Source organism: Psychrobacter sp. MF31 (assembly GCF_012847335.1).
In the GTDB taxonomy this organism is placed as follows: domain Bacteria; phylum Pseudomonadota; class Gammaproteobacteria; order Pseudomonadales; family Moraxellaceae; genus Psychrobacter.
This window is the reverse complement of sequence record NZ_JABBDX010000004.1, coordinates 210,900-229,496: the sequence shown is the minus strand read 5'-3', so window position 1 is coordinate 229,496 and position 18,597 is coordinate 210,900. Positions and strand designations below refer to the sequence as shown.

The 18,597-nt window shown below is 44.2% G+C and carries 15 protein-coding genes; 6 read left to right on the top strand and 9 right to left on the bottom strand.

All coding sequences use genetic code 11. The annotated features are described in order from the left end of the window. Window positions 1–14 precede the first annotated feature (14 nt). The 8 genes from HF322_RS07345 to rpmH form a co-directional block, all read right to left on the bottom strand. Window positions 15–677, bottom strand: a complete 663-nt coding sequence (locus tag HF322_RS07345; protein ID WP_169392753.1) for a riboflavin synthase — start codon at window positions 675–677, stop codon at window positions 15–17. Window positions 678–982: 305 nt separating this feature from the next. Beyond that, entirely contained in the window at window positions 983–2,059 is a 1,077-nt protein-coding gene (ribD, locus tag HF322_RS07340; RefSeq protein ID WP_169392752.1) for a bifunctional diaminohydroxyphosphoribosylaminopyrimidine deaminase/5-amino-6-(5-phosphoribosylamino)uracil reductase RibD, read from the bottom strand. A gap of 32 nt (window positions 2,060–2,091) precedes the next feature. Further along, a complete protein-coding gene (nrdR, locus tag HF322_RS07335; protein ID WP_169392751.1) occupies window positions 2,092–2,571 on the bottom strand; it encodes a transcriptional regulator NrdR in 480 nt (159 codons plus the stop codon). Between the two features lie 49 nt (window positions 2,572–2,620). Continuing rightward, window positions 2,621–4,024, bottom strand: coding sequence for a tRNA uridine-5-carboxymethylaminomethyl(34) synthesis GTPase MnmE (gene mnmE / locus HF322_RS07330; RefSeq protein ID WP_169392750.1), 1,404 nt, complete (start codon window positions 4,022–4,024; stop codon window positions 2,621–2,623). Between the two features lie 139 nt (window positions 4,025–4,163). Further along, complete coding sequence (gene yidC, locus HF322_RS07325; protein ID WP_169392749.1) at window positions 4,164–5,849, bottom strand: membrane protein insertase YidC; 1,686 nt, start codon at window positions 5,847–5,849, stop codon at window positions 4,164–4,166. Window positions 5,850–6,045: 196 nt separating this feature from the next. Beyond that, a complete protein-coding gene (gene yidD, locus HF322_RS07320; RefSeq protein ID WP_169392748.1) occupies window positions 6,046–6,405 on the bottom strand; it encodes a membrane protein insertion efficiency factor YidD in 360 nt (119 codons plus the stop codon). Next, window positions 6,402–6,770 carry a ribonuclease P protein component gene (rnpA, locus tag HF322_RS07315; RefSeq protein WP_223193216.1) on the bottom strand — a complete coding sequence of 123 codons (369 nt, stop codon included), beginning with the start codon at window positions 6,768–6,770 and terminating at the stop codon, window positions 6,402–6,404. Before rnpA ends, yidD begins: the two co-directional genes overlap by 4 nt. Before the next feature lie 160 nt (window positions 6,771–6,930). Next, window positions 6,931–7,065, bottom strand: a complete 135-nt coding sequence (rpmH, locus tag HF322_RS07310; RefSeq protein WP_007394757.1) for a 50S ribosomal protein L34 — start codon at window positions 7,063–7,065, stop codon at window positions 6,931–6,933. 533 nt (window positions 7,066–7,598) lie between these two features. Here rpmH and dnaA point away from each other — a divergent pair. From dnaA to HF322_RS07285, 5 genes are all read left to right on the top strand, one after another. After that, window positions 7,599–9,020, top strand: coding sequence for a chromosomal replication initiator protein DnaA (gene dnaA / locus HF322_RS07305; protein ID WP_169392746.1), 1,422 nt, complete (start codon window positions 7,599–7,601; stop codon window positions 9,018–9,020). Between the two features lie 157 nt (window positions 9,021–9,177). After that, window positions 9,178–10,353, top strand: a complete 1,176-nt coding sequence (dnaN, locus tag HF322_RS07300) for a DNA polymerase III subunit beta (protein ID WP_169392745.1) — start codon at window positions 9,178–9,180, stop codon at window positions 10,351–10,353. 38 nt (window positions 10,354–10,391) lie between these two features. Further along, window positions 10,392–11,627: a DNA replication/repair protein RecF gene (recF, locus tag HF322_RS07295; RefSeq protein ID WP_169392744.1), complete on the top strand. Its 1,236-nt coding sequence runs from the start codon at window positions 10,392–10,394 to the stop codon at window positions 11,625–11,627. Window positions 11,628–11,969: 342 nt separating this feature from the next. Beyond that, complete coding sequence (gene gyrB / locus HF322_RS07290) at window positions 11,970–14,549, top strand: DNA topoisomerase (ATP-hydrolyzing) subunit B (RefSeq protein ID WP_169392743.1); 2,580 nt, start codon at window positions 11,970–11,972, stop codon at window positions 14,547–14,549. A 138-nt stretch (window positions 14,550–14,687) separates the two neighbouring features. Next, window positions 14,688–16,130 carry a hypothetical protein gene (locus tag HF322_RS07285; RefSeq protein ID WP_169392742.1) on the top strand — a complete coding sequence of 481 codons (1,443 nt, stop codon included), beginning with the start codon at window positions 14,688–14,690 and terminating at the stop codon, window positions 16,128–16,130. Window positions 16,131–16,175: 45 nt separating this feature from the next. Here the strand turns inward: HF322_RS07285 and rlmF are convergent, their stop codons facing one another. Next, window positions 16,176–17,207 carry a 23S rRNA (adenine(1618)-N(6))-methyltransferase RlmF gene (rlmF, locus tag HF322_RS07280; protein WP_219848191.1) on the bottom strand — a complete coding sequence of 344 codons (1,032 nt, stop codon included), beginning with the start codon at window positions 17,205–17,207 and terminating at the stop codon, window positions 16,176–16,178. A 162-nt stretch (window positions 17,208–17,369) separates the two neighbouring features. Between rlmF and HF322_RS07275 the strand changes: the two genes are divergently transcribed. Continuing rightward, window positions 17,370–18,530 (top strand): MalY/PatB family protein, encoded by a 1,161-nt coding sequence (locus HF322_RS07275; RefSeq protein WP_169392741.1) that lies wholly within the window; start codon window positions 17,370–17,372, stop codon window positions 18,528–18,530. Window positions 18,531–18,597 lie beyond the last annotated feature (67 nt).

Here is an 18,597-nt window from a genome sequence, read left to right as displayed (position 1 = left end):
AAGTTAAATCACCTTTATTTTAAAAACCCATTTTCTGCTAAAAAAGCTTCTGTAATTTTAGACTCAGATGATTTTGCGACCGAGTCTTTATTTAGCAGGCGCTCCAAATAGCGCGCCACCACATCGACCTCAATATTCACCTGACTGCCAACTTGCCAATGCTGATCAATATTGGTCACCTGAGCGGTGTGTGGGATGATATTTAAACAAACGATATTATCTTTTACCAAATTGCTGGTCAGGCTCACCCCATCGACCGTGATAGAGCCTTTGGTAGCCGCAAATCGCGCCAACTCCTCAGGAATGGCAATTTCAAAATAAATGGAGCGCGCATCTTGCTTGCGCTTTTTGACCACCCCGACGCCATCAACATGACCTGATACGATATGACCGCCAAAGCGCGTGGTGGGCAGCATTGCCTTTTCTAAATTAACCGTTGAGCCAGTTTTTAGCTCGACCAATGCCGTTCTTGCGATTGTTTCACGTGAAACATCAACGGCGTAGCTTTGCTTGCCAACTTCAACCACGGTTAAGCAAATGCCGTTGGAGGCAATGGAGTCCCCAAGCGCCACATCGCTAAAATCAAGATTCGGAGCGTCAATTCGTAAACGAATATCACCGCCGACGGGCATTAGCTCGCTGACCGTTCCTGTGCTTTCAATAATTCCGGTGAACATAGTAACCTCAGACGTTAATGATAAAAATGATGAAATTTTAAGCGCTAAAAGGATAACTTTGTGGATAACTTTTAAAACACGCCGTTATTTTCAAAAATAGGAGCTAAAATTTAAAGTTATCCACAGTATGTCAACATTTGAATAAATTATCAAAATAAATCTTTTTATAATTTAACTTATTGATTTCAATATAGATAAATTTAAAAATTTTGAAATTATCATATTAAAATTTTCATGTGAAACCTAGTTATTCACACCCTTGCGTTTCATGTGAAACCATTTATAGTTATTTAAAATTTAGGAAACTAATCCCAAAGTGGCTTTAAAATCAGCTTTAAATCATTGCCAAGCTGCTCAACATATTGATATTTAAATCGTAATTGCTGACTTAACGCCAAAATATTTGTTGCTATCATGGCGCGAGCATGGGTTCCAAGCAAACAAGGCGCTTGATAAACAATAAGTTCATCGACCAAACCTTGCTGCAAAAAGCTTGCCGCAACGCTTGCGCCAGCCTCAACCAAAACGTCATAACATTGATGATTTTGAACCAAATCACCTAGCAATTCGGTTAAGTTGTTTTTGCGATAATAAAGCGTCTCAAAGTTTTGGCAAAGTTGATACGGGGAGTTTTTATTAAAACCTAAGCGATTACGGCGGTCTAAAATGACCACTTTCGGCATGGGAATCTCATCCAATTTCACGCCCATTGGGGCAACTCGGACGTTTAATTGCGGGTTGTCTTGAATGACGGTTTCGCTTCCTGTGATGATCGCCCCACTTTTTGCCCGCAGGATTTGTACATCAAGCCGAGCCTCAGCTCCAGTGATCCATTTGGACTCGCCCGACGCCATTGCCGTCCTGCCATCAAGACTTGCTGCAATCTTTAGGCGAACATAAGGCAAATTTTGGCGCATGGATTTTAAAAAGCCTTGGTTAAGCGCTTCGGCTTGCTCAGTTAATACCCCAATGGTAACTTCAATCCCTGCTTGTTCAAGCAGCTGAACACCGCGACCAGCAACTTTTGGATTGGGATCAAGTCCGGCAACGACGACACGGCGAACCCCAGCATCAATAAGCGCTTTGGCACAAGGCGGGGTTCGACCCGTGTGGCTACAAGGCTCAAGCGTCACATAAGCGGTCGCGCCAATTGCTGAGCTTCCAGCATCCCTTAGCGCAAAAACTTCCGCGTGCGGCATACCTGATTTTGGATGAAAGCCTTTACCAACCACTTGATTGTCTTTAACAATCACGCAGCCCACCGCTGGATTGGGGCGCGCGGTAAATTGACCAAGTTTTGCTTGCTCAATCGCCAGCCCCATAAAATAAACGTCTTGAGGATTGGCGCTAGGATGACTTATTGCATGATTTTGAGGTTGCATTGCTGTGCTCAATGGGTCAAATGAGTTAAACATCACGACTCACCATCGCTTGCTATTGATTTTTCAGGGCGGATATTGGCAAGCTCTTGATGAAAGGCATCGATGTCTTGAAAATCGCGATAAACGCTGGCAAATCGGACATAAGCCACATCATCCAAGCTTTTAAGCTCACTCATGATGATCTCCCCAAGCACTTTGCTGCTAATTTCTCGCTCGCCCATTTGCCGGACACGCTTTTCAATTCGGCTGATCATTGCTTCTTGTTCATCGATGGTGATGGGGCGTTTTTGCAAGGGCAGCATGATCGATCGGCGCAATTTGTCACTGTCATAAGGCTCTATTTTGCTGCTGGATTTGATGATTCGTGGCATCACCACCTCGACCATCTCAAAGGTGGTAAAGCGCTCTTGGCAACTGCTACAAACGCGGCGGCGGCGAACTTGAGCGCCTTCGGCAGCAAGCCGCGAGTCAATCACTTTGGTTTCTGACGCGTTACAGTACGGACAATGCATCCACTTGCTCCAAAATTTGCGCGCCAAGATTTAGCTTGAATCACGCGTCCTATTTTCCAATACAAAAGCTGCTAAAAATTTTGCCTAACAAGTCATCGGCGCTAAATTCACCAGTGATTTCGCCTAAATTCACCTGAGCTTGCCGCAAGCTTTCAGCAACCAACTCGCCGGCTTGAAATACGGTCAACTGATCATGAGCTTGGACTAAATGCTGAGCGGTTCGCTTCAGCGCATCAATATGCCGCGTTCGAGCAATTAAGCTATTTTCTGGTGGATGAAAGCCCACTTTATCGCAAAGCAAATTGATCAATTGCTCAATCCCTGACCCTGTTTCACATGAAACATAAACGTGTTGATAGGGTTCTGAGATAGATAAATTTTGAGTATTGATCTCATCTTGTGAGATTAAATCGCTTTTATTGGCAATCATAATTAAGCGCTTTGGATCAGGGATTTCGCCAAATAAGGCTTTTGCCAACTCAATCGGCGAGCCATCGTTAATATCACGAGCGGCATCATAAACCAGCAGCAATAAGTCAGCTTCCCCAATCGCCTTTCGCGCCCGCTCAATACCAATACGCTCAACCGTATCATTGGTATCGCGAAGCCCTGCCGTATCGGTCAAATGCAGCGTCAAACCATTTAACACCACCGTTTCTTGCAAGGTGTCGCGCGTCGTTCCAGCAACGTCCGTAACAATAGCGCGATCAGTACCGGCTAAGCAATTGAGCAAGCTTGATTTACCCGCATTTGGGCGACCAGCAAGCACCACATGAATGCCATCGCGAAGCAGCTGACCTTGCTTTGCCGTCGCCAAAATTTGCTCAATTTGCGCTTGAGTGGCGGCAAGTTTGCTTAAAATGACACCATCGGATAAAAAATCGACGTCCTCTTCATCGGGAAAATCAATCGCGGCTTCCACGTAAAGGCGCAGCTCAATGAGTTGAGCAAGCAGCGTATTAATTTTTTGGGAAAACTCGCCCGTAAGCGAGCGAATAGCACTATTTGCCGCCGCCACACTGGTTGCATCAATCGCATCAGCAATGGCTTCTGCTTGCACCAAGTCCAACTTGTCATTGTCAAAGGCGCGATAAGAAAACTCACCTGCCGCAGCTTGCGTTGCTCCCAATTCAAACACGCGAGCAAGCAATTGATTTTGCAAAATCATACCGCCATGACCTTGAATTTCAATCACATCCTCACCGGTAAATGAGTTTGGCGCTTGAAAATAAAGCAGCAAGCCTTCATCGATCAGCGTGCTGTCACCGTCAAAAAAGCGGCAAAAATAAGCATGTCGCGGTTTAAAATGATGACGACCAGTCAACGCTTTAGCAATTGACACCGCTTTTGCACCGGACAACCGAATTACCCCAACGCCGCCGCGACCAATGGGCGTGGCGATTGCCGCTATCGTTGGCAAATTTATGCCTTGATCGTCCTGTGTTTTTGTCACAACCGCATCCTTAGCCAAAACCGTTTAAACCCCTTATTATAGTCATCCGTGATCCATCGTTCAAAACAATCTTGATTATTCTCATTTTTTAATAAAAAACCACCGCCGAAGCGATGGTCCTTTTTAATAAAAGCAAGCCTTAATCAAGAACTTTAACGGTTCGATGCTTTTGCTCTTCTTCTACTTTTCGGTTCACAATATATTGCTGAGTCATACTAAATAAGTTGTTCACCGTCCAGTAAAGTACAAGACCGGCTGGGAAAAACAGCATAAATACGGTAAAGATAATTGGCAAAATCTTCATCACTTTTGCCTGCATCGGATCAGTCGGCTGCGGGTTTAATTGCTGCTGAATGAACATCGACGCGCCCATAAGCAGCGGCAAAATAAACCAAGGGTCCATCGCTGACAAGTCTTGAATCCACAAAATCCATGGCGCATGACGCAATTCAATACTTTCAACGAGCACCCAATAAAGCGCTAAGAAGATCGGCATTTGCATTAAAATCGGCAAACAGCCCGCCATTGGATTGACTTTTTCTTCTTTATAGATGTTCATCATTTCTTGCGACATCTTCATGCGATCGTCGCCGTGCTCTTCTTTAAGCGCTTGCAGTCTTGGGGCAATCGCGCGCATTTTTGCCATGGAATAGTAGCTTTTATTTGAAAACCACATCAAGGCAATTTTAACCAAAATGGTCAACACAATAATCGACCAGCCCCAGTTGCCAATCACTTTATGAATGCCATCAAGCAGCGCAAACAACACTTTTGAAATTGGCCAAAGCAGACCGTAATCGACCGTTTTATTGAGCCCAACAGCCACGTCTTTAAGCTCTGATTGAACTTTAGGACCTGCGTAAAGGGTCGCGCTTAACGTTGCTTGCTTATTGGGTGCAACATTCATCGGCTGACTGTTAAAGCCAATAAAATAATCGCCTTTATCTTCGCGGCTAAAAAACTGACCTTTAAAGTTGTTCGGCGTCCAAGCGGAAACGAAATAATGCTGAACAATACCAACCCAGCCTTTGTCACTGGTCACATTCAGCTCATTATTAAATTTGCCAAATTTCAGTTTGTTATAAGGGTCCTCAGGCGTTCCCCAAGCGCCGCCAAGATAAGTCGCCATGCTAAGCGCGCCTTTATTAGACATGCCAGGATCTTTACTGTCATCGCGTTTTAACTGCGCAAACATCTGACCTTGCCAAGGCGTTTTGCTGCGGTTTTGAATCTGATAGCTGATATCAATGGGGTATTTATTTTGGGTAAAAGTAAAGGTTTTAACAACCGTGACACCATCTTTTTCATAGGTGAGCGGCACCGATAGCGTTTGCTGACCTGGCTTCATGGTATAGCTGTTCGCCGCGTGCTGATATTTTGCCCGACCTTCGGCAGTATCAATGCCATTAGCGCCGATCAGCCCTGACTGCGCTACATAAACCCGATTGCCGTCATTTTCAAGCAGCACAAATGGCGTATCGCTATTGAGGGTCGCATCGTATTGTTTAAGCGCGGCATAAACGATATCACCGCCTTCAGGGTTGATTTTAATATCATAGCGGTCGGTCGTTACCGAAATCAGACCTTGATCTTGGCTTGGCGCGACATTGGGCTGATTGATTGTGGCGCTATTGGCTGCCGGTTGCGCAGGAAGATCCCCCGGCGCCCCTTGGGTCGATGGAATGTCAGCCCCACCCTGCGTTACCGTTTGTTGCACAGCTTCTGTCGCTGGCGCATCGGCATAATCATCTCGCCATGCCAAAATCAGCAGATAAGCGGTGATGAGCATCGCAACGATGATCATAAGCCGAAGTATCTTTTGCATAAACCTATCCTACAGTGAAAAATTTGGGCATAAGCCAAGAGCTAGCGATTCACGCACGAATTACCAAGCGTTGGTCGATCTTGACCTAAAATGGTCATTATTTTACTAAAATTTGCCTTTAAATGATACTCACAGAATTTTTTGCAAGATTTTAGACGTAACATTTTTTGTCTAAGTTGCTAGCCTTGCTATGACTTTATCGTGATTTTGATAGCCAGTGGTTTAATCGCACCCGATAACTGAAAGTATCAATAGCTACCCCAACGTTATGAGCAACAGGCTTTTTTGCAACCTGATAAGTAAAGCGATTAAGAGGCAGCGGGACAAAATCGATCCCATGACCGCCAAATGGCTGACAGCGACTTAAGCGTTTAAGCAACAACCAGCTGCCTTTTATTCCACCATGCCAATCTAGCGCCTGATTGCCATAATTAGAGCAGGTCGGATAATATCGGCAGCGCGCAGGAATAGTAGGGCTAATAAATGATTGATAAATTTTTATTAATTTTTTAAAAAAAATAAAAATAATTTTTTCCAAATTTTTAAATTTTTTCATTTATTCTTATTTTTTATTTTGTTAAAAATATTATTTATTTGTTTTTTCAATTCTTTGTTATCCAAATCGGAAATAGAACTTTTAACAATAAAAACAACATCTTTATTTTGAAGCTGATGCGACTGAAGTCGAAATTGCTCACGAATTTGCCGTTTTAAGCGGTTTCGAGCAACCGCAGTAGGAACCCTACGTTTGGTGACTGCCATGCCAATACGCGGCATTTGAGCCTCATTTGAGCGTATAAACGCCATAAGATGACTTTGATGCAATTTACGCTCAGGAGCGTCAAAAACGCTCTTAAAATCAGCGGCAGTTAATAATCGCTGAGACTTCGTAAAACGCGTGTTAGCGCCATTTTTAGGCAATTTAGGTGCTGATTGATCAAAAGGGTTTGGCGACATAGTTTCACCTTAATTCAAATATAGATTAGATCTGAAAATAACATAAACCAAAAAAAAGCGCCGATAGAGGCGCTTTTAATTAAATACTAGGGGCTAGATGAAACGATTAAATCTCAATCCGTTCCTAGACGGTCAAACGATGACGACCTTTAGCACGGCGACGCGCCAATACTTGACGGCCTTTTTTGGTCGCCATACGAGCACGGAAACCGTGAGTACGCTTGCGTTTAATCACGCTTGGCTGGAATGTACGTTTCATAACTCACCTATCAAATAATGGGACTCAATTCGTAATAGGGCAAAATTATATCACGGCAATTTTTTAGGGTCAATTACTTAACACCTTGAAATTGCAAAATAAGCTATAAATAAATTGTTTGCTTACTAAGCCGATGGCAATTTTATGGTTATTTTTAAGTATTTTTTTCAAAATTTTAGCAAATCAATAATAATAAGGTTTTATTAATATTATATATCTTATTGTTGTTAGTAAGCCTTTTTTCTGAGGATAAGTGGTTATTTATATTAAAAATCAGCAGGTTAAGTTATGGATAACCCTGTGGATATCTTGTGGATGAATTGTGGGTAACTAGACCTTTTAAAAATTAAGAAAATTATCCCCAAAGTTATTCACAGGGTTATCCCCAAGGTTATCCACAGAAAACGGCTATGTTATCCACAGGCTAATTATGCTAAATTACGCCGCAATCGGCTTGAATGAAAAGCGACACCATCGCCTGCCAAATCAGACCGTCCGTTTGCACTATTTAAAACTATGAGGTTAAGTTAGCCATGATCGACACCACTGCCATTTGGGATAAATGCTTGGAAGATTTACGTTATTCTGTGAAAGATAACGTGTTTACGATGTGGCTGCGACCCTTGTCCGCTCAGCTATCTGGTGATAGCTTACTTATCCGAGCGCCTAATGATTATTTTGTTGCTTATATCAAAAAAAATCACTTGGCGGACATCAAAAGTTTGGTGGTCAAACACAGCCAAGGTCAAATCAGTGAGGTCAACGTAGGGGTTGATAACCTTCCTTTAGAATCTATTTTTGAAACTAGCCCCTCCCCTACAGCTAGCTTAAGCGATGAAACACTTCCAAAACAAACCAATTCTAGCAATAAAATCAAAGAGATAGATAAAAAATTAGCTCAAGCTGCCATAGAAGATGCTGCCGATGCTAAATCGCTAAGCTACTTAAATCCTGATTTTACTTTTGAGACTTTTGTAACCGGAAAGTCTAACCAACTTGCTCACAAAGCTTGCTTTGAGCTGAGTAAACGTCAGCCGAAAAATCGCCACAATCCGTTATTTATTTACGGTCCTTCTGGTTTGGGAAAAACGCATTTAATGCATTCTGTTGCTGATCGATTTGTTAAAATGAATAAAAGTTTTTATTATTTCACTTCTGAAAAATTTATTAATCAATTGGTTTATTCATTAAGAAATAATAAAGTCGAAGATTTTAAGAAAAAAATAAAAAAAGTAGATTTGTTAATTGTTGATGATATTCACGTTTTAGCAGGAAAAACCAAAAGTAGTAATGAATTTTTAACCTTGTTTGCCGATTTTACGAGCGGTGATAAACAGCTGATATTAGCCTCCGATCGTCACCCTTCTCAAATGACGGAGTTTGATGAGCGCTTTCGGTCGCGGTTTTCTTGGGGGCTGACCGTTGCTGTTGAGCCGCCTGAAATTGATACGCGAATGCAAATTTTGCAAAAAAAGGCAGCAGCGCACCAGATGGTTTTGCCAAGAGAGTGTGCGTTATTTATTGCTCAAAATGTGGTGTCTAATGTCAGGCGGCTTGAGGGCGCGCTTAATCAAGTCTTTGCCAATGCCAATTTGACCGGCGCTCCCATTACCCTTGAGATGGTTCAGTTTGCACTCAAAGACGTGGTTGCCATGCGCGTTCAAGCGGTCAATATGGACAACATTCGTAAAGTGGTTGCTGAATATTACAATGTGAGCGTCAAAGACATCATGGGTCGCAAACGCACGCGGCAGATTGCAAGGCCACGACAAATTGCAATGGCGCTTGCACGTGAGTTGACAGGCGACAGTTATCCCGATATTGGTCAATCCTTTGGAGGTCGCGATCATACAACAGTGATGCATGCTTGTGAAAAGGTGGCTGAGCTGAGAGCTTGTGATGCCACAATCGATAAAGATTACAAAGCGCTGTCACTAATGCTGCAAGCAGGCTAGCAAGCGTATTTTTGAAGTAAAGTTTGCGCTTATTTCATGGCAAATTATGCTATAATTTAAGGTTAATATCTTAAGATTGCCTTAGCTAATTTTTAAAGGTGCTCGTTCTAAATTTAATTTTTAATTCACCATATTTTTATGATAAAGGGCTTGTCAAATGCAGTTATCGATCAATCGAGAAGCGTTGTTAAAAGCGGTTAATCTGATCGCAAAAGCCGCCGACCGGCGTCATAATATGGTGATTTTAGGCAATATTAAATTGGTCTTATCGCCTACTGAACTGATTTTAACGGCGTCTGATTTGGAAGTTGAGCTGACCGCCACGCTAAAGCTTCCTGAGGGCGCTTGCATTGAGGCGGGCTCCACTACCCTGCCTGCAACGAAGCTTAAAGACATTTGTAAATCACTGCCGCCGCAGTCACAAATTACGCTCACCTCGCAAAATAACGAGCGCTGTTTGTTAACCAGTGGCAAAAGCCGATTTTCATTAGGAACGCTTCCTGCAAAAGATTACCCGCTATTAGGAAATCCTGAAAACATCTCGGCGCTGAGCATTAAAAGAGACTATCTTTTTGATTTAATTCAAAAAACGCAATTTGCCATGGCTATTCAAGACGTTCGCTATTATTTAACGGGAATGCTCTTTGATGTCGCTCAAAGCCAGTTGACCACAGTTGCCACCGATGGTCATAGATTGGCGCTGGCGCGAAGTGCGATTGACTCACCATTGGATTTAAATTTGCAAGCCATTTTGCCAAGAAAAGCGGTCATTGAGCTTGAACGACTGATTAGTGAGCTTGGAAAATTGCTTGGTGATCATGACAGTCATTTAACTTTAAGCTTTGGTCGCGAGTTTTTACAAGTGAGCTTGCCCTTTGGTGACGTTGATAGCAGTGGTCAAGCTAATGACCATCTAAAAGTAACCTTTACCGCGCGCCTGATTGATGGCAAATTTCCTGATTACAAGCGGGTAATGCCAAGCAGCAGCGACAAGCGAGCGTTGTTAAATAAAGACAAATTAAGCGAAGTGCTGCGCCGAGTGGCGATTTTAAGTAATGAAAAATCGCGCGGAGTGGTGTTTCATTTTGCACCTGATGGCACGATTGAAGTTCGCGCAAACAATGCCGAACAAGACGAAGCGGTTGAGATGCTTCAAGGAAAATATCAAGGCGATGCCATTGAACTGTCCTTTAACGCCGCTTATTTGCAAGATGTTCTTGGGGTGATTGACGGCGAGGTTCAGTTGCAAATGAGCCAATCAAATGCTTCTGTGCTCGTTAATCAATTGGGTGATGAGCTGCATCAATTTGTCATCATGCCGATGCGCCTTTAATTTGCTGATTTTAAGCAAAGTTCTTATGACCCATTGCTATGATTGAGCGCTTACAGATCAGCCATTTACGCAATTTGACTCAGGTTCAACTTGCGCCAAAAGCGTGCAATATATTTATCGGCGCCAATGGCAGCGGCAAAACGTCCTACCTTGAAGCCATTTTTCTATTATCGCGCGGTAAAAGCTTTCGTCACCATCAGCCAAAGCGCTATATTGAGCATCATCAAAGTTCAGTGACGGTATTTGCCAGCCTTGTTGATGGCACAAGCCTTGCGATTCAAAAGCAGCTGGATGCAACCACGACACTGCGATTTAACCATGCCAATGTTTACAATCAAAGCGTACTAACGGCAAAGCTGCCGACGTTATTGATTGACCCCTCTTCTATGGAAATGCTTGAGCAAGGTAGCTCACAGCGGCGGCAATTGCTCGATTGGCTTGTGTTTCACATGAAACCTGGCTTTCATCCGCAGTGGCTTGCCTATCAGCGCTTGCTCAAACAGCGCAATCAATTGCTCAAACATCCCAAACCTTTATCAAGTGCTCAGCTTTCTGAATTGCGGTCTTGGGATAGTGGACTGTCAAACCATGCGGCGTTGATTGACCATTATCGGCGGCAAGTGTTCGAAGCTTGGCAGCCTTATTTTCAAGACACAATGGCAAAGCTGTTGCCAAGTTACGCCAACCAATTGACCTTGAGTTATTCATCAGGATTTGACTCAAGCTTGCCGCTTGCCGAGCAGTTATCGGAGCGCTTAGTGCAAGATTTGCAATTGGGATATTCTCGAATTGGCAGTCACCGTGCGGATATTCACGTTCATTGGCGCTCAATTGCCGATGAGCCGCAAGGAAAAACGCCAGACGATATTGCTGGTGTTGCCATAACCGATAGCGAAAATGATGCTGAGCAAAATATTGCCAATGCCTCTCAAGAAACCATCGCTAAAGCAAAGCCAATCTTAAAAGAGCAAGCAGCAAACGTCTTATCTCGCGGTGAAAAAAAGCTGCTCATTACGGCGCTAAAATTGTCGCAATTGCCGTTATTGCTAACAGCGGAGCTAGGGGCGCTATCGGCAACGCCTGTGGTGCTGCTTGACGACATTACCGCTGAGCTTGATGACAATGCGGTTAAGGTGTTGTTATCAACCCTTGCTAAATTGCCCTGTCAAATTTTTATTACCAGTCTTAGTGATGAGATATTGCCTTTGATTGAACATTATTGGTCAGAAGCTCAGTTGTTTCATGTGAAACATGGGCAAATTTTGCCGTTTTAATTATGTTATCTAGGCGCGATAAATCGCATTTTCATCTTTATTTCGGGTTTTATTTTTGCTTTAGTTTTCCTCTATTTTTTTAAAATCGTCTTTGGCTCATTGCGCTTAAATTCATGCGTAAACAGTGACTTAGCAGCAAAAAAATGCTAAAATAAGACTTTATTTTTCACCTCGTTTTTGCAAGCGCTTCTGCTTTTTTTTAATCATAACCTTGAGGATTGATGGCAAAAAAATTGCTGTCAATGCTTTGATTTTGTTGGTTATTTTTAAAAAGCTGAATTTCACAATTTGATTTAAAAAATAATGGCGCGGGCAAAAATTAGGATTGACTAAGGAAGACGTATGAGTGAGTCATTTGCGACCCATAGTAATGAGCAAGCTTCTGAAGGTTTAGCTCAATCTAGTGCTCCTGAAGCGATTGCCCCAAGCTCGGATTATAGCTCAAAAGACATTCGCGTGCTTCGTGGTCTTGAAGCCGTTCGCGTGCGTCCGGGGATGTATATCGGGGATACGGATGATGGCACGGGGCTTCATCATATGGTCTTTGAGGTGGTGGACAACTCAATTGATGAGGCGTTAGCCGGTCACTGTAACCAAATCGACATCATCATTCACGAAGATGAGTCGGTAAGCGTCATGGACAATGGTCGCGGCATTCCGGTGGATATTCACCCAGAAGAAGGCGTATCAGCGGCTCAGGTGATCATGACGGTGCTTCATGCGGGCGGCAAGTTTGATGACAACAGCTACAAAGTGTCCGGCGGTCTTCATGGCGTTGGCGTTTCTGTGGTGAATGCGCTGTCCAAAAAGCTTGAAATGAACATTTGGCGTGAAGGCTTTCATTATCAGCAAACTTACACCGATGGCGTTCCTGATGGCGAGGTAACAAAACTTGAGCCAACGCCAAAAACTGGCACGCAAATTCGCTTTTATCCTAGCGCGGAAGTGTTTAGCAGCACCATTTTTGACTATGATATTTTGGCAAAACGCTTGCGCGAGTTGTCGTTTTTAAACTCCGGCGTTCGCATTGTATTGACCGATGAGCGCATCGGCAAGCGCCATGAGTTTGAGCACAAAGGCGGTCTTTTGGAGTTTGTCAGCTATATCAACGCGGGCAAAGACGGCATCAATGATGTTTTTCACTTCATTAGCAGCCAAGATGACGGCATTGGCGTGGAAGTGGCGCTTCAGTGGACGGACACTTATAACGAAAAAGTGCTTTGTTTTACCAACAACATCCCGCAGCGTGATGGCGGAACGCATTTGTCGGGATTTCGCTCGGCATTAACTCGCGGTCTGAACAGCTACATGGACCGCGAAAATATGCTTAAAAAAGAAAAAGTAGCCATCAGCGGCGATGATGCTCGTGAAGGCTTAACGGCGATTGTGTCGGTCAAAGTTCCTGATCCAAAATTCTCCAGCCAAACCAAAGATAAATTGGTCTCAAGTGAAGTTAAATCGGCGGTTGAATCTGCCATGCATGACAAATTTAACGACTATTTGCTTGAAAATCCCAATGCTGCCAAAGCTATTGTCGGTAAAATCATTGATGCGGCGCGCGCCCGCGATGCCGCTCGAAAAGCTCGTGAGATGACCCGCCGTAAGACCAGTTTGGACATTGCAGGGCTTCCAGGAAAATTGGCAGATTGCCAAGAAAAAGACCCTGCGCTGTCAGAACTTTACATTGTGGAGGGGGACTCAGCAGGCGGCAGTGCCAAGCAAGGTCGCAGCCGTAAAACGCAAGCTATTTTGCCGTTAAAAGGTAAAATCTTAAACGTTGAGCGCGCCCGTTTTGACAAAATGCTGTCATCCGCTGAAGTTGGAACGCTCATCACTGCGCTTGGCTGTGGTATTGGTCCTGATGACTACAATCCGGACAAAGTTCGCTATCACAAAATCATCATCATGACCGATGCGGACGTTGACGGCTCGCATATCCGAACGCTGCTGTTGACCTTTTTCTTCCGGCAAACGCCTGAACTGATCGAGCGCGGTTATATTTATATCGCTCAGCCGCCGCTATATAAGGTGAAAAAAGGTCGCCAAGAGCTGTATTTAAAAGACGATGAGGCGCTTAAAGCCTATTTGTTGTCCTCAACGATTGATGATACCAAGCTTCATATCAGCGCTGACGCTCCTGCGATTTCAGGGCAAGCGCTTGAGCAGTTATTGAACGATTATAACCAAACGCAGCTGATTAAAGCGCGATTGCAGATCCGCTATCCGGCAGTATTGCTTGATGCGCTGACCGCCACGGAAAAGCTGACGTTGGAAATGACGTTTGATCAAGACAAAATGCAGTTATGGAGCCAGCAGCTTCAAGCCAAACTCAACCATTTTGGCGCAGAGCTACAGCCTGAGATTGAGCTGGTCAATATCCATGATCAAACGGACAGCAGCAATCAGCCAGAATCGATGCTCAGCTTGAATTTAGGTAGCAATAACAGTACGTTGTTGTCCGATAAAGCGCAGTGGCTGCCGCGAGTGACCATTTATATTCACCAATTGGCGCAGCATTATTTGCTCGATGCCAGCTTTATTGCGTCCGCTGAATATAGCAAGCTGCTTCGCTTGGCAGGCGAGTGGAACACCTTGTTAACCGACAGCGCTTTTATTCAAAAAGAGCAATCCGGAACCACTCGCCAAATCGCCATCCGTGACTTTGAGCACTTATGGCAACAAATGATGCTTGATGCCCGCCGTGGTCTTGCCATTCAGCGCTATAAAGGTCTTGGCGAGATGAATGCCGATCAGCTTTGGGACACCACCATGGACCCTGAGCATCGCCGCATGCTTCGGGTGACCATTGAAGATGCGATTGCCGCTGATCATATGTTCACCTGCCTCATGGGCGATCATGTTGAGCCGCGCCGCGCTTTTATTGAAGAAAATGCGCTCAGCGTCTCAAACCTTGACATTTAAACACGCTATGTTTAAAGGCGCTATAAAAGCCTTGATCATTAAGTAACATAACCGCTACCGCTTTCTACATGAAAGCGGTTTTTTAATTTTAGGGCGCTATTTAATATAATAAGACAGGCTACAAAGTAAGGAGCATCTATGCTTTCTCAACGTGACCGCGAGCGGTTAAGTTTTATTGAACCAAGCGCGCTGATTGATTTTATCACCAATATTTATGGTTTGGATGACAGGCTGGATCTGCGAATTGATGAGCTGCTTCAGCAATATTACGACCCAAAAACCACGGACAGCTTAAGCTTTCGCATTCAAGAACTGCGCGACCATTCGCTTGAGCATTGGGATGAAAACAGCCTGATTGCCAATCTTAATGAGCTGACCTATCGCATCATGAGCTTAAAAAATGCGCAACCTTTTGGCTGTTTGCAGCTTTTAGCTAAGCTTTTGCAATCCGCCGACGAGCTATTGACACAAGTCCGTAATAATAATACTGAAGTAACTTTTGATAATAATGATGTGTTTTTCGAATATCAACAAATCGCTCAGCTTTGGCTTGATACGGCAAGAGGCTGCTTGCAAAGTGATAAGCAGCAATTGCGTTCTGATCGCGCTGCAATGATCAGTCTTAATCAAAGCTGGCAAGATAGCGTAAAACAGCTTGTCGATCGCGATCATTTTGGTGTGACGGATCGGATGCTCAGCCGAATTTATAAATTGCTTCCAAAAGCCAATATTTTAGCGTTATTAAGTAGTTATCAAGCGGATTTGACCGAGCTTTTAGCGCAAAAGCCGCAAAATAATTTGGCGATAACGCTGATTTGCCAACGCATCGAAGCCTTATCGGCTGCCACCAAAGATGCGGCTCTTTTTGAACAAAATTTTTTGACCCTTTACGCCAAATCAGGACTAGAAAATAAAACTCTTGCCAGAATGCTGCAATTTTTTTATGACTTTGATGTGTTTGATCGGGCAATTTATTATTTAAATGAAGTTTGGTCGGTTCAAGACAAACCAAGCCAAGTGGCAAGGCTTGATTGGTTGACCAAAATTTATGGCAAGCAAGATGCCAGCGATCATAAGCTTGCTATCATGGCAGAAGCGTTTGAGATTGATCCAAGCCCTAAGCGCTTGCAAGCCATTTTGCAAATGGTCCCAAAAGACAAGCGCGATTATTGGCAACAGCAAGCGCTCATTCAAGCAAAGTCACATCAAGATGTGGTACAAAAGCTGATCCTACTGTTTGCCTTAGATGAGATTAAGCTTGCCAACAATACCGCCGTTCAGATGATGTCGGCGCTCAATCAAGTCCCAAAAGATAAGTTGCAGTTGTTATTAACCCAAGTGCCGAAGTCCGCTTATTTAACCCAAGTGGTGATTTATAGAAGCTTACTGCGGCAAGCTTTGGCGCAGTCAAGCGGCGATCACGACCACGAAAAAGCGCTTTGGTATTATCAGCAGTTGCAGCTGCTTGATGACGCCATGTCAAGGCAGCTTATCAGCTATGAGTCGCTGGCGGATCATGACAGCTTTAGCCAAACTCTTAAAGCCACTTGGTCGGACTTTTTACCAAAAGCTCAACTTTAAGGTGGATCACCAAAGCCATTAAGCTTTTGTTTCACGTGAAACTTTTTATTGTTCAGCCGCTGTTTGAAATCGCCAAGCCATCACCCGCGTGTTTTTTTGACCTTGGCTCATGTCGATAATGCGAACTTGCGCGGCTCCCAATTGATTTAATAACAATTGCAGCGGTTTCACGTTTTCAGACTTTGACACCAGCGTGGTAAACCAGCCCACGTGACCTGCAAAGTCTTGACTCTCCTTTGCCATTTTGGTCAAAAAAGCAATCTCGCCGCCATGACTCCAAAGCTCTTGATGCTGACCGCCAAAGTTGAGATTTTGCGCGGCATTGACGGTTTTAGAAGCGTTTTTGCTGATTTTTTCATGGTCATTATTGGCGCGGTGTCTTTGCAGATTGGCTTGTTTTCGGCTATTGGCATCCATGGCTTCGGCGAGTGAGGCATGAAACGGCGGGTTGCAAATCACCACATCAAAATAATCTTGGCGACCGATGATATTTTTAAAAATAAACCGCGAGTCCGGCTGCAATTTTACTTTGATATTACTTTTAAGCTTAGGATTGCTGGCACAAATCAGCGCGGCTGTATTAACCGAAACCGGATCAATATCAGAGGCAGTAAAGCGCCAACCGTAGCTTTGGCTGCCGATAATCGGATAAATGGCGCTCGCTCCTGTACCGATATCCAAGGCATGAATAGTTTTGCCCATGGGCGGGGTATTATCGTCATTTAGGTGCGTGGTTTGCGCGAGCAAATCGGCAATATAATGGATATAATCGGCGCGACCTGGAATCGGCGGGCACAAATATCCTGCCGGAATGTCCCAAAACTTGACGCCGTAATAATGCGCCAATAATGCTTGGTTGAGCACCCGAACCGAAGCATTGCTTGAAAAATCAATGGTCGGCTCGCCCTTTGGATTGCTGATGGTATGATCGGCAAGCTCAGGAAAGGCTTGGGTCAATACGGCAAAGTCATAGCGACCTTGGTGCGGGTTTCGCGGGTGCAGCTTTCCCAGTCGCTTTTGAGTTTCAGGGGAGCGGTTTCGGTAGTGGCTTGTCGGGTGGTTTGGATTACGGGTCATGGTTTGGGCTACAATTATAGAAATATAATCGATGATTGTAGCAGATTTGGCAGGGTATCACTTGGCTATCGTTGGGTGATCAAAGTTGATCAATAAAGCCATTGGCGACGCCCCCGATCATGTTGTACCCTAAACCCTCTTTTTGCTAGAAGGAAATTGCTGGTGCTATACAATTTCGACGAAATCATCGACAGACGTCACACCGGATCGCTTAAATGGCACTATCGTGATGACACCATCGCGCTTTGGGTCGCGGATATGGATTTTAAAGCCGCGCCCCCCATTTTAAATACGATTCAGCGCGTTTTGAATCATGGGGTACTAGGCTACACTCGACCAACCGCGCCGCTGTATGAGGCGATTATTCAGTGGCATGGCAGCCGCTATAGGCTGTGGCTTGACCAAAAAAATATTTTGTTTTCCCATGGGGTCGTGCCAAGTTTGGCGCTGATGATTCGGCTTTGGACGCAGGCGGGGGACGCGGTACTGGTCAATGATCCCATTTATGCGCCTTTTATGACCAAGGTTCGCGATAACGGTCGGCGGCTTATTTTATCGCCGTTAATAGAAGCTCAAGGTCGCTATTATTTGGACTTGGCGGATATTGAAGCCAAAATCATTGAAAATGACGTTAAGCTGTTTTTATTTTGCAATCCGCACAATCCGGGCGGTCGCGTTTGGTCAAAAGATGAGCTTAAAGCGCTGCTTGAGGTTTGCAAAAAGCACAATGTTGCCATTGTCAGTGATGAGATTCATCAAGATTTAACCTTGAGTCCGCACAAATTTACCCCTTTTTTAACCTTAGCGGCAGGCTATGATCACAAGGTAGTAAGTATTACTTCAATGACCAAATCCTTTAACGTGGCGGGAATCAAAAGCTCCATGATTTTTGTTAAAGATTTGGCATTGGCTGAACAAATTGCCCATCAGCAGCGGTTAAGTGATGAGCATGATCTGAATTTATTTGCTTATGAAGTGACCCAAAGCGCATATTCAGAGGGCGGCGCTTGGCTTGAGCAGTTGCTGGCTTATATCGAGACCAATATTGACGTAACGTTACGCTTTTTAGCGGAACATTTGCCTGATATTAAAGTCATGCGACCAGAAGCGTCTTATTTGATTTGGCTGGACTGCGCGGCTTATGGTCAAGATGACCAAGCGCTTTATGATCAGCTTCGAGCGGCAAAAGTTGAGCTTAGCTCTGGTATTCAATACGGCAATGAGGGTCACCTTAAAATGCGGCTGAACGTGGCTTGTCCGCAAGCGCTGCTCATTGAAGGGTTAAAGCGGCTACAAATTGCCTTTAACGGAATAAAGCCTTAGTGTTAAAAATCAATCAATTGCGCTGGAAAATGTGGGTTTCGGTTAGCTTAATTTAGCGGCTTTATCA